Annotated in this window: 15 protein-coding genes; all 15 read right to left on the bottom strand. The window is 38.9% G+C overall.

The features are described from left to right. Positions 1-33 precede the first annotated feature (33 nt). The gene (locus LOSG293_RS04335) at positions 34-957 is read right to left on the bottom strand and encodes a WaaS/CpsH family glycosyltransferase (protein ID WP_034527473.1); all 924 of its coding nucleotides are present in this window, start codon (positions 955-957) and stop codon (positions 34-36) included. A 39-nt stretch (positions 958-996) separates the two neighbouring features. After that, positions 997-1,887 carry a glycosyltransferase family 2 protein gene (locus LOSG293_RS04330; protein ID WP_051907215.1) on the bottom strand — a complete coding sequence of 297 codons (891 nt, stop codon included), beginning with the start codon at positions 1,885-1,887 and terminating at the stop codon, positions 997-999. Next, entirely contained in the window at positions 1,875-2,174 is a 300-nt protein-coding gene (locus LOSG293_RS04325) for a glycosyltransferase (protein ID WP_081919894.1), read from the bottom strand. Before LOSG293_RS04325 ends, LOSG293_RS04330 begins: the two co-directional genes overlap by 13 nt. A gap of 59 nt (positions 2,175-2,233) precedes the next feature. Then, on the bottom strand, positions 2,234-2,728 hold the full coding sequence (locus tag LOSG293_RS04320; RefSeq protein ID WP_034527547.1) for a hypothetical protein: 495 nt from the start codon (positions 2,726-2,728) through the stop codon (positions 2,234-2,236). Continuing rightward, positions 2,712-3,752 carry a glycosyltransferase gene (locus LOSG293_RS04315; RefSeq protein WP_034527470.1) on the bottom strand — a complete coding sequence of 347 codons (1,041 nt, stop codon included), beginning with the start codon at positions 3,750-3,752 and terminating at the stop codon, positions 2,712-2,714. Before LOSG293_RS04315 ends, LOSG293_RS04320 begins: the two co-directional genes overlap by 17 nt. 19 nt (positions 3,753-3,771) lie before the next feature. Further along, entirely contained in the window at positions 3,772-4,857 is a 1,086-nt protein-coding gene (locus LOSG293_RS04310) for a glycosyltransferase family 4 protein (protein ID WP_034527467.1), read from the bottom strand. After that, positions 4,857-5,534: a sugar transferase gene (locus LOSG293_RS04305; protein ID WP_034527464.1), complete on the bottom strand. Its 678-nt coding sequence runs from the start codon at positions 5,532-5,534 to the stop codon at positions 4,857-4,859. The genes LOSG293_RS04310 and LOSG293_RS04305 overlap by 1 nt, the downstream gene beginning before the upstream one ends. After that, positions 5,515-6,462, bottom strand: a complete 948-nt coding sequence (locus LOSG293_RS04300) for an NAD-dependent epimerase/dehydratase family protein (protein ID WP_034527461.1) — start codon at positions 6,460-6,462, stop codon at positions 5,515-5,517. Before LOSG293_RS04300 ends, LOSG293_RS04305 begins: the two co-directional genes overlap by 20 nt. Positions 6,463-6,590: 128 nt before the next feature. Continuing rightward, complete coding sequence (locus LOSG293_RS10125) at positions 6,591-6,797, bottom strand: CpsB/CapC family capsule biosynthesis tyrosine phosphatase (protein ID WP_235786808.1); 207 nt, start codon at positions 6,795-6,797, stop codon at positions 6,591-6,593. Continuing rightward, positions 6,740-6,931, bottom strand: a complete 192-nt coding sequence (locus LOSG293_RS10120) for a hypothetical protein (protein ID WP_235786806.1) — start codon at positions 6,929-6,931, stop codon at positions 6,740-6,742. The genes LOSG293_RS10125 and LOSG293_RS10120 overlap by 58 nt, the downstream gene beginning before the upstream one ends. A gap of 41 nt (positions 6,932-6,972) precedes the next feature. Next, the gene (locus tag LOSG293_RS04290; protein WP_439950830.1) at positions 6,973-7,752 is read right to left on the bottom strand and encodes a tyrosine-protein phosphatase; all 780 of its coding nucleotides are present in this window, start codon (positions 7,750-7,752) and stop codon (positions 6,973-6,975) included. Beyond that, complete coding sequence (locus LOSG293_RS04285) at positions 7,745-8,488, bottom strand: CpsD/CapB family tyrosine-protein kinase (RefSeq protein WP_034527456.1); 744 nt, start codon at positions 8,486-8,488, stop codon at positions 7,745-7,747. Before LOSG293_RS04285 ends, LOSG293_RS04290 begins: the two co-directional genes overlap by 8 nt. 8 nt (positions 8,489-8,496) lie before the next feature. After that, positions 8,497-9,249 carry a YveK family protein gene (locus LOSG293_RS04280; RefSeq protein WP_034527454.1) on the bottom strand — a complete coding sequence of 251 codons (753 nt, stop codon included), beginning with the start codon at positions 9,247-9,249 and terminating at the stop codon, positions 8,497-8,499. A gap of 423 nt (positions 9,250-9,672) precedes the next feature. After that, positions 9,673-11,769: a type I DNA topoisomerase gene (topA, locus tag LOSG293_RS04275; RefSeq protein WP_034527452.1), complete on the bottom strand. Its 2,097-nt coding sequence runs from the start codon at positions 11,767-11,769 to the stop codon at positions 9,673-9,675. Positions 11,770-11,890: 121 nt separating this feature from the next. Further along, positions 11,891-12,766, bottom strand: a complete 876-nt coding sequence (gene dprA, locus LOSG293_RS04270) for a DNA-processing protein DprA (protein WP_034527450.1) — start codon at positions 12,764-12,766, stop codon at positions 11,891-11,893. Between the last annotated feature and the right edge of the window lie 99 nt (positions 12,767-12,865).

Here is a 12,865-nt window from a genome sequence, read left to right as displayed (position 1 = left end):
CATGGGCCATTCTTTATTTAATTAGTGTTGCACTTAAAGTGTAAATTCAAGCCTAAAAAAATTACTGAACCACTTATTAACATCATACTCATTCTTAAAACGATTTACTTTTTTGTAATATGGCGATTTTATTATAATTGGAAGTCTTTCCCAATCATCTACATCAACAACAAAAATATTATTAGATGAATAAAAGTCCTCATTAATAATGCTTTTATTAGTTGTTATTAGCTTTTTTTCTAAAAATAAAGCCTCAAGTGCACGAAGAGTGTACCCTTTTTGCCCTTGTTGATTTACTTCTAAAATAGCGCGTGATTCTAACACCCTTTTTTTTACTGTATCATATGGAATATAATTTTTTGACCCATCTGATAATATATCCGCTCTATATTTAAGATTTGAAGCTTTCACTTTTTCAAGGATATTATCAATCTCTTGTTTTCTTCCCTTATCATGACCAATGAAATAAATATCATTTTTCAATTTAGTTTTTTTTACATTATCCATCCCCGAATAATACTGAATATTAAAATTCATATTATATTTTCCCTGGTCCCCCTTATCGAATGTCCAAAATTCTACATCTGAATCAGTAACCAAGGAAGGCAAAGTATGGCTATTAACCGGATTCCAATACCAGTAAATAATCCTAGCTTGCGGATTTATTTGATGAATATATGTTGGCAAGTGAGAAGTTAACTCACTAGCATGAATGATAATAGTTTCATATTTATCTAGTTCATTTTTCCAATCGTTAAGCCAACCAGCAAGAAAGTTTGCAGGCAAATTAGTTGCTACTACCCTCCTAATAGCTCTTAAAGGTTTAGATATATTCTTAAATATAACGTCCGCATGTAGGCCATACTTTAGCCAGCTCTTAAACATAACGTCAACATTAGGATCAGTCTGAGTTAAAATGAGCGTTTTCTCTTTTTGCCAATTAATATCATTCATCATTAGTTAACTCCTACCTTAACTTATTAATAATCTAAAGCATTAATTACCATATTTTTTCTTCCAAATATAATATAAACCATAACTTGGTAGCCAATTTATAGTCAATATAAATCGACTATTGGTTGTTGTAGAAACAGCTTTAAAGTAATTTTCTCCAATAAAATGAGAGTACGTATTAAACAAAAGGGAATTTTTTATCCTAATCCGAAAGTTAAAATCGGAATTCAAAAAAGCTCTTGCATGCCACCGACTCCCTCTAGGATTCGATATTCGTAAGCTTCTTCCCGATTTTGTCAATCCACCATCTAAGTATTCAGCTAAATAAACAACATCATCAACATATATCACATGATAATTTCGAGTGATGAAATACCACATAGCAGCCTCTGCGACAAATTTTTCATCCCTAAATACTGGAAAGTTACGTTGTCTAAATAAACTCGTCCTAAATGTTTCGCAATGGTCTCCTGACATTCCCTCATTAGTCATGGCACTAAATGTTGATTCTTTAACCCCAACGATTTTATCGTCAAATTTTCGATGATTTCTTAGTTCTCCTCTTTGAAAGGTAATGCCACCAATTTGGGAATCAGATTCATATTTTCGCCAATACGTCAAAATAGTTTCTACCGCATTATCAACTAAGCGATCATCACTATCAACAATAACAATATATTTGCCCTTTATAAATTGATGAGAATAATTTAAGGCAGTATGCTTGCCACCATTTTTCTTATAATAGTAATCTATTTTAAAAGAGTATAAAGCTTTATCAAGTTGATCAAACCATTCCTTCGTTCCATCGGTACTCCCATCATCGATTATTAACCATTGAAAATCAAAAATGGTTTGTTGTTCTAAACTTTCTAGTAATTTCTTCATTCGAGGCTTGCGGTTAAAGCATGGAGTTAAAATTGTTAATTCTGGCATTTTAATGCCTCCATATAAATATTCATAAAATTAGCACTAAATCGCTTGGTATTCGCAAACTTCTTTGAAGTTAATAATGCACCTTGTGATTTTTGCTTATACACTTCTGGCTCGAGTAATTTAAAGTATGTTTCAACGTATTCATCAGCATCAAAGCCATCAATTAACTTACCACAATCATTGTTAATAATATCTTTCAACCCGCCAACATTACTAGCAATTGCTGGTTTCCTTAAAGCTAACATTTCTACCGCCGATAATCCAAAGCCTTCATATTTAGAGGGCATTCCCTATTTCTATACAATTCAGAAATCTTTTATGCATTTACACAAGATATTTTACGCTCTCAAACAAGCTGATTATCAATAATATTAGTGGCTGTTTTTGCCAAAATAGTTGCCCGTATGCCTGAGCTTGCCAGCATTATCAGAGCAAAAAAACATTGGACAACCACCATCCATAGCATCCAAGTTAACACATCATTTTTTGTAAAGTGAAAATACTTGCGGAGAACTTCTAACCATAATACTAGCGAAATAACATTTAGAATGATAATAACATTTTGAAAAACACGTGGATCATTTCCAGATAGCATCGCTCTAAAAGCAAAGTATCCCAGCGACAATATCACACCAATCACAAAAATTTTTAATTGATATATACTCCGCAACACTTCATAAGGTGACAACATCATGATAAAAACAATTGTAATCCCTAGCGTAATTACCGTAGGAATATAGCTACTAGTCCAAAAATTGGGTTGATAAATCAAATAAAAATCAGTAATGAATAAAAGAGGCTTCAAAAGCATTCCGCCAGTATAATTATCTGTTTCGCCCATTATTCAATACCCCTTCATACTCTTGTCGTATCTGCTCAATAAATCTTCCCTGATCATAATAATTCATTTCGACTTTCGACATTTCAGATGTAGTTTTTTTGTAAAATACTACATCTGAAAAAACACGGGATAATAATTCTACTAATTCATCATCACTGGAATAGACAATACCATTTACTTTGGAGGTAGTTTGTGCGATTCCTCCGATACTTGGAGCAAATGGAATTGCACCAAGTAAAGCCGCCTCAACCATCGTTAGTCCAAAGGCATCCGACTTTGAAGTTGATAGCACCACCTTGGCATTTACCATATACTTGTATGGATTACTGCTGAAGCCTAACAATTCAATTTGTGCTATATTCTCAATCTGCTCACTTATACGTTCTTTTAGGGTGCCATCTCCAATAATTCCAACTTTTAATTCAGGAATTTTTTTCAATAACCGCTTCACAATTTTCACAAATCTTTCAGGATCCTTAACCGCTTCAAGACGACCAACGAATAATAAGTCAAAAACCGTTGATGTTTTCACCTTGGACATTTTAATTACATGCAAAGTATCAATTCCATTAGGAATAACGGATGCATTTTTTAGTTTATCTTGAAAAACATAGGACTCTTTAGCCCAATCTGAAACATATATTATCTGTGAACTTTTTTTTGCTATATATTGAAAAGCAATGCTTTTCCAATTGTAACTAGTTTGCCACTTAGGTGCCTGATGTATATGTGTAATAATCGGAATATTATTAAAAAGTAAGTTGACTAAAAAGCTAGCCTTAAAATCATGTGCATGTATAATATCTGGCTTAAGTGCTTCAATCTTATGCTTAAATTCACAAATTTTTTTAGGGGTAAAGCTTTGATACTGAATTCCCAAAGTTTTCAGACTTTCCTGTATTGGTCCAGATGGAGAAACATAAACAAAATTATAGCTTCCACTCAAGTTCTTACTAATATTAATAGCGACTTGTTCAGCTCCACCTAATTTGGAAGAAAATAAAACATGGACAATCTTTGTCATTGGCAATACTCTCCTTCCATTATGCCAGGCATCGCAAATAACAATCTTGTGTTTCTTCAAGCATTTCACTCTCAGTGTAATGTCGTTGATACATCTCATAAGAATTATTCTTTATTTCATCAATCTGATTTGATTTGTATAGTAAAAGAAGCTTTTCCGAAATTTCTTGGGGATCATTCTTAACCAAAAAGCCATTACGGTCTATCAATTCATTGATTCCACCTACATTAGAGGCAACTATTGGTAAACTTTGTGCCAACGCCTCAACTAAACTGATTGGTAGTGCTTCATAATCAGAAATTAAAATGGCCGCATCTGACTGGCTATAATACTTCTGAACATTATCAACAACACCATAAAATTTAACTTTTGAACCGACGTGTAAACTTTGGGCTAAGCTTTTACATTCTTGAACAAGAGGACCATCACCAAGAAAATTACATACAATCGGGACATCATCAGGTATATACGACAATGCTCTAATCACTACATCTTGTCTTTTTGGCACATCAAAACGTGCAGCCATCGACAAAACAAATGACTCCCGTTTTTTTACTGGAAAACTCAACTCTGAAACGCCATTATGTATGACGAATCCTGGATGCTTTGCTGTAATAACACGATTTTTCACACCCAAATCATAATCAAATTTGGAAACACAGATATAATATGTTGCCAACGGCTGTAATATTTTTTCAATATATTTCATTAAAATCTGACGTTTGGTGCCTACACCCGGTGTGAATCCCCATCCGTGTACTGTAAAAATCACTTTCATTGACAACCCAGCGGCTGCAAGTCTTCCAACCATACCAGCCTTTGAAGAATGTAAATGCACAATGTCTGGTCGTATATTGCGCAGTAATCCTCTTAATGCATGGACGGCTTTTAAGTCATTAATTGGTGAAATACGACGTACAAGACTAGAAATTGAGATTACCTCAACAGAATGGAACTCTTTTTTTATTTGTTCACTTAACCGTCCACTACTCCCACAAACCAGTGTGATATTGTTACCAATCGCAGCCTGATACTTTATTAAGCTATATAGATGAGCTTGCGCCCCACCCCAAGTTGCCTGCGTAATTACATAAACAATCTTCACTATCGCGCCCCACCCCCAGTAAACACAATTTTGACAGTTCCAAATAACATTTTAATATCGAACCAAACCGAAAAATGTTCAATATAGTAATTATCCAGCTTACATTTCTCATCTGGCATAATATCGTAGCCACCATTAATTTGTGCATACCCTGTAATACCAGGAATAATTCGTAACCGTTTAGGGAAATCTGAAAATTGACGACTAAACTCCTCGGTTAGTACTGGTCGTTCTGGTCGCGGTCCCACCAAACTCATATCACCTTTTAACACATTCCAAAATTGCGGTAATTCGTCTAAACGAGTTTTTCGCATAAACCGACCAATGGGCGTAATTCGCGGATCATTCTTTTGGGCCCAAACCGCACCCGTTCGCGCTTCAGCATCCTGATACATAGACCGCAGCTTAATTACATTAAAGCTCTTTCCCATCAGCCCAACTCGTTCTTGCTTATAAAAGGCTGGGCCCTTAGATGTCAGCTTCACAAAAATAGCAAACACCAAAACAATCGGTGAACTCAAGACTGTACCAATTAACCCAACAATCAAATCAAAAACTCGTTTCACAACCAATTTCCAACCGGAAACTGGTTTTCCAATCATCATTGGAAAGTGGTAGTTTGTCTGGGGTTGAACACGACCAACTTTGACTATTTCATTAATTTCGACTTGTTTCACTTTGTTGTGCCCCTTCCCAATATTTGTTTAATCCTGATTCTAATGACCATTTTGTTGTATAACCTAATTTAACTAACTTACCGATATTAGCTACCGAACGTTTTACTTCCCCATCACGGCCTGGCATCATTTTTACTTTTAATGAAATTCCTGCTACCTTTTCGTATGTCTCAATAATTGAATTTAGACTGGTTTCATTACCGTTTGCAATATTGAACACCTCATGTGCCGTTTTACTCTTGGTAATCAGCCAAAGCGCCTGAATCACATCTTCAACATAAACGAAGTCACGTGTCTGGCTACCATCACCGTATAATGTAAAAGGCTTATTATTTTGCAAACAATCCGTTAAAATCGACAAAACACCTGAGTACGGTGAACTAGGATTTTGACCCGGACCATACACATTGAAAAATCTAACGCAGACCGTTGGCAAATCATATAGCTCACCATACGCCAAGACAAAGCGTTCCGTTGCATACTTATCAATCGCATATGGTGATAGTGGATCGACTCGTGAGTCTTCTTTCTTAGGCAATTCTGGAAGATTACCATAAACCGCTGCCGAAGACGTAAATAGGAACTGTTTAATTGGTAAATTAGTCTTCCGAATATATTCCAACATATTGAATACTGCAGTTTGATTCACTGAATGGGTTTCAGCTGGACGTTCAATCGAATCGGCCACACTAGCAACAGCTGCTAAAAAGTAAATATAATCAGGCTGTTCTTCCTGTAGCAATTGTTGCATGAATTTTTCGTTGCGGACATCTTCAACATAAATAGTGACTTCATCCTGATGCTTAATATTATGTAAGTCCCCCATGGACAAGTTATCAACTACGACAACGTCCAAACCTTCTGATACCAAGTGATCCACAAGGTGGGAACCAATAAATCCCGCTCCTCCAGTTACTAATGCTTTCATTTAACTCGCTCCTTCTTTTAAAACAACCAGTGCTTTCGCTGTTTTCGTGGCATCTCAATTCTGCCAATATCAATCTGTTCACCATTCAACAAATCCCGAGCGTTGGTTGCAAAACGTCCAGGATATTCCTAATTCATCTCATTTAATACGTCATAAGCCTTGGTCATAGCAAAGCCCCGATTTTTCAGCGTATGCGCATCTGATGCGACCACTTGAACTAAACCACACTTAACGAATTCTTTTGCGGTTCGCTGGACTTGTTCCCCAAAAGTACCTACTAAACTGGACTGGTGGCCGTAACCTGTGCCAAGACCCCATCCTCGACCAACTTGTATAATCGTTGCGGTTCAGCAATAATTTGAGCATTCCGTTCAAAAGCTCGCTTGACGTCGTAATAGACATGACGACTATAAATATCTTCTTTATCAAGCTGGTGTATTCGCTGATTGCTATACCCATTTACTTTCATAATCAAACACTCCTTATTTAAAAAACGTCTTCAATCGTTAATTAAAAAAGTCCCCAAAACTTTTTTCGCTTTTTCTGACTCCGAACATGATGTATTTCCCTAGGGATGATGCTGTCTCCATTGAGAATTGCTTTAGCATTCTCAATGTACTGTTCTGCAAATGCTTTGCCTTTAGTCTCTGCCAAAAGTTCGAACGCCTGCACCATTTTAAAGCTTCTTCCCTTAAAATTATGAGCATCTGAAGCAAAGACAAAGCCTAAATTGCTATCAATAATTTGACCTGTAAACTTTTGAATCTCTGGACCAAAGCCCCCGATATAACTGGTCGTCGTTAGTTGGGTTAAACACCCCTGCTCGACATACTGATATAGCTTATCAGGATGTTTGATAAAGCCTTGATTCCGCTCTGGATGAACGATTACAGGCGTAATTCCCCTTGCCTGGAGCTCAAACAATAGCTTATCCGTATACTCTGGAATTTCGTTATGTGGTAACTCCAGAATTAAGTATTGATTATCCTCATCAGCGAACAAAATATCATCATCGTCAATCGCTTGTATTAATTCACCGGAGATGTGAACTTCCTGGCCCGGAAAAACAGTTAATGGAATATCATGCGCATTGAGTTCTGCTTGAAACTGTGCCGTTTTCTCAATAACGTCGGCTTTATGGTTGATAAACTCGCCATCCATGTGATGTGGCGTCAAGAGCATATGTGTAATTCCCTGTTTAACGGCAGCCTCTGCTAGTTTTAGTGAAGTCGCCATATCAGGTGAACCGTCATCAACTCCGGGTAAGATATGAGAATGTAGATCAATCATTCTTCTCATCTACCCCATAATAACCACCGTAGTAACCACCGTAATAGCCAGCAGCTTTACTTGATTGGAACCGATTCATGACTGTTCCTAAAATATTTGCATGCACCTTTTTGAGCATATCAACGGCATGAGCCACACTACTCTTTTCAGCAATTCCCTGAGGAACCACTAAAATAACGCCATCCGTTTTATGGGCAAGCAACTGAGCATCCGTAACCGTGTTAACAGGCGGTGCATCTAGAATGACAACGTCAAAGTTAGCCTTCAATTGTTCTAACAAGTCACTTAATCCCTTTGAGTTCAATAATTCAGCGGGATTTGGTGGAATCGGACCACTGGTAATGACGGATAAGTTCTCCATTCCCGACTCTTGAATAATATCTTCATAACTAGCCAAATGACTTAGGTAGGTTGATAATCCCGCCCGATTGGATAGGCTAAATGTCCGGTGAACCGTTGGTCGACGAAGATCGGCATCTAGAACTAATACCTTTTGGCCTTGTTGTGCCCAAACGGCTGCCAAGTTCATTGAAACGGTCGATTTCCCTTCTGATGGATCGGAGGAGGTAATCAAGAGCGTTTGAACTTGTTCATCCACTGATGAAAACTGGATGTTCGTCCGAACAGTTCTAAACTGTTCCGCTACGATTGACTTGGAATCGTCGATGGCGACTAAGCCAACACCGTTTTTAAGACTATCATTATTAATTTTACGTTTTCTTCTAAATAATGGCATTTGCTCACCTAGACCCTTCTACGATGTGTGCTGGATCTTTCGATTCCACCAGATTTTCTCTGAATCAAGCGATTGATTTCCTTTTGCTCAATTTCATTGATAATCCCAAGACTGTTAAGTCCTAATGTTTCGGTCAGGAATTTCTCATCCTTAACCGTCTTGTCGTTAAACTCACTTAGGAAGGCTAAGCCAATTCCCAAAATCAAACCTAGTACCAGACCGGCTAACAAGTTGAGCTTTGTTTTTGGTGATACAGGCTGCTTATTAGCCTTCGCCTTTGAAACAATCGTTACGTTATTAATACTCATCATCTTCACAATCCGCTTTTTAAACACTTGCGCGGTTTTGTTTGCGACAAAGGCTGAAGTGAACGGATCAGTTGACGTCACGTTAATCGTAAAGACCTGTGAGTTCGTTTGGGTTGCTACTGAAACTTCACTATCAGTAGCCCCCGGGAGGTTATTGGATTGCTTTTCAACACTGGACCGAACTACCGGGCTAGTGATGATATCTTTGTATGTATTGATCATTTGAATATCAGCTTGGTTAGCTTGCAGTTGAGCTCCCGCCATTTCAGCAGACATCTTTCGATTGACCAATATTTGAGTACCCGACGTGTACTTAGGTGTCATGAAAAAGACGGTGACAATGGCAGCAACCAGTGTAACAACCACCGTGGTACCAAGGATTAACATAATGTGCTTGCGCAACGTCAGCAAGATTTCGCCGAATGAAATAACTCCTGCGCTTTCTGTATTCATAAAATTTATCAACTCAATTTCTTTGTGTATTTATGGACCTACGTATCTCCACGGTAAAATCCTTAAATTTAATTAAGAATTTATACCTAACTTAAGTACTTTATCATCTTTTTAAATAATCGACAATGGCAAGAGAACGGGTTTTCGCCCATAAAAATACAATTTTGATGAGAAAAGATTCATAAAATCGGTTTCAATCATTTTCGAATTCAGACACAGCTGTTCAACAAACCTTATTATAGTCATGATACAGCTGGATAAGCGCTACCTATGATTAGGGTAAGCTATATCTTAGAAATGGATAAATAAAATAATTGCAAAAAATTCAACAAATTAAACATTTTATTGAGAATTTTCGCAAAAAAAAGACTCATTAATCAGATGCATGTGCATCGATTAGTGAGTCTTTCGTTTTATAAGCAATTAATTTTGAACGGGTTCTTCGTAATCGCCATTAGGACAGATGACCTGGAGGCCGCCCTTAACCTTCTTTTCGACTAAGAAGTGACCATCCTTAGGACAATCACGGCCGACTGGCTTATCCCACGAGACAAAGTCACAGTCTGGATATCTTGAACAACCATAAAAGATTCGGTTCTTCTTCGATTTCCGTTCGATGACTTGACCCTTATGACACTTAGGACAAATCACGCCGATTTCTTTAACGATTGCTTGGGTGTTACGGCAATCTGGGAATCTTGAACAGGCATAGAACTTACCGTACTTACCCATTTTAACGACCATCGGCGAGCCACAGACTTCACAGTCGAAGCCAGCAAGCTCTTCTTTAATCTGTACCTTCTCCAAGTCTTCGGTAGCATGTTCCACCTCTTTAGAGAATGGTTTGTAGAATTCCTTGATGACTTGAACCCAGTTCTTGTCGCCTTCTTCAACACCATCGAGATCCTTTTCCAGGTTCGCTGTAAAGTCGATGTTCACGATGTCTGGGAAGTAGTCCAAGATAATACCGTTAACGATTTCACCTAACTCGGTTGGCTCGAAGCGCCGGGCATTAAGCTTCACGTAGTAACGACGTTGAATGGTGTCCAACGTTGGTGCGTAGGTTGAAGGACGACCAACCCCGTTTTCTTCCAGCGCCTTGATCAAGTTCGCTTCACTGTAACGTGCAGGTGGCTGGGTAAAGTGTTGGGCGGGATCCGTCTTACTTAGCTTGACGGTGTCGCCCTCATTGAGGTCAGGTAATAGATTATCTTTTTCCTTGTCACTGTTGTAAATCTTAAGGAACCCATCAAACTTCAGCTTTGAACCGTTGGCCCGAAACATCACTTTGTTTTGTTCGATAGTGACTGCCATCGTATCCATGACTGCTGGCGTCATTTGACTGGCCACGAAGCGGTTCCAGATTAATTGGTACAACTTGAACTGGTCGTTTGAAAGATAATCTTTAAGGCTCGCCGGCGTTCTAAAGACCGAACTAGGACGAATCGCCTCATGGGCATCCTGGGCCCCTTCTGGCAACTTACCTTTAACGGGTTTCGTTGCAGCATACTCAGCACCGTACTTCTCATGTAGGAACTGTGAAGCTTCGTGCTTGGCAATTGATGAAATCCGGGTCGAGTCGGTACGCATATAGGTGATTAAACCTTGAGTACCACCCTCGCCAATATTGATTCCTTCATATAACTGTTGGGCTGCCATCATCGTTTTACGAGTTCTGAACCGTAGCTTTCGGTTCGCTTCTTGTTGCATCGAACTAGTCGTAAATGGTGGTTGTGGCATCCGTTTCCGTTCTTTTTTTACAACCTTGGTAATGTCAAAATCACCATCACGGTCTAATTGACCTAAGATCTTTTGAACATCATCGTTGTTGTTCAAGTCAACTTTCTTGCCGTTCACACCATAATAGCTGGCCATAAACTTTGAACGTCCCTTTTTGAACTCAGAGTCGATGGTCCAATATTCGACTGGCTCAAAGGCCTTAATTTCATTTTCGCGATCAATGATTAACTTCAAAGCGATTGATTGAACTCGTCCAGCACTGAGGCCCTTCTTCACCTTTTGCCACAGCAATGGTGAAATTGAGTAACCGACTAACCGGTCTAAAATTCGACGAGCTTGTTGGGCGTCCACTAAGTCCATGTTGATGCTTCGTGGTGACTTAAATGCGTCCTTAACCGTATCTTTGGTAATTTCGTTAAAGACCACGCGGTTTTTATCATTAACATCCAGCCCTAACAAGTAGGACAAGTGCCAAGCGATGGATTCACCTTCACGGTCCGGGTCAGCTGCGAGATAGACTTGTTTAGCTTTTTTCGCTTCTGATCTCAGTTTTTTGATGACGTCACCCTTACCTCGAATCGAGATGTAATGGGGTTCAAAATCATTATCAAAATCAATACCCATTTTACTCTTGGGTAAATCTCTAATATGGCCCAGACTTGCCATTACCTTGTAAGTCCGGCCTAAGTATTTTTCAATTGTTTTCGCCTTTGCGGGAGATTCAACAATTACTAATTTCTTTTGTGTTTTTGCACGCGATTTTTTCTTCGTTGTCGCCATTAAGTTACTCCCTCAATTCCAAATAAAGATTAGCGGTATCGCTTTCCAATTCTTTCACATCATATTTCAAGATTTTTAGAAAGTCAAATACCTTCGCTCCCTAACCTACTATTAATAGAAGCTAAATAGTGAATTCTTCGAGAATATCTTGGGGGGTTAGAACTGGTTTAGCACCGGCACTGATCAACTCATTGCAACCGGCCGATAGTGGCTGGTCAATATTTCCGGGAACCGCAAGAACATTGCGATTTTCCTGTAAGGCTAGGTTGGCGGTAATGAGACTGCCACTTTGGTGCTTGGCCTCCGTCACTATTAAGGTCTGCACCAACCCCGCAATGATGCGATTTCGTTCTGGAAAATGGTGTCGCTCCGCGCGAGCGCCCGGTCCATACTCACTTAGCACCAGGTGATAACGGCTCATTTCGTTTTGCAGCGCGACATTGGTTTTCGGATAAAAGACGTCCAACCCGGTCCCAATGACGCCAATCGTCGGTTGCTTAGCTGAAATGGCGCAGAGATGACTCAGTCGATCAACGCCTTCAGCAAGCCCAGAAACGACCGTCAGTCCCGTTTGAACGGCCGGCCTAACCAAGTCCTTCAAAACGCGAATAGAGTAGCCAGAGGCTTTCCTAGCGCCCACAACACCCAGCAAGTGTGAACTGGTCAATAATTCAAGGTTACCAGAATAAAACAGCACAATCGGTGGCAGGTAAATTTCACGCAACTGATCTGGATACTCAGCATCTAGAATGGTTAACCATTTCATTTGCATTGGGAACTTTTGTAAGTGAAGTTTTTGCCGTTGGGCATTGAAGCTTTCGCGAAATCGTTTAGCGTGGTCTGAACGTAATCGGGCAATCCGACATAGTTGCTCTAGGTTCGGTTCAATCGTTTCCGGTACCTCATTTTCGACTAACCACTGATAGATTAAGTTCTCGCCGTGAATGCCAATGCCTTCTGATAGTCGGAGTAACAATAAAAAATTTTTGATTTCCATAAGGCAAATTCTATAATTAATCCGAACAGAAATTAAAAAGCCCAAAGCAATCACTTACAATGGTAGTAGCTAATTCCAACCAATATAGGGAGTGATTAC

The sequence above is a fragment of the Secundilactobacillus oryzae JCM 18671 genome (assembly GCF_000740055.1).
In the GTDB taxonomy this organism is placed as follows: Bacteria; Bacillota; Bacilli; order Lactobacillales; family Lactobacillaceae; genus Secundilactobacillus; species Secundilactobacillus oryzae.
The sequence above is the reverse complement of the archived record's forward strand: the minus strand, read 5'-3'. Positions and strand labels throughout refer to the sequence as shown.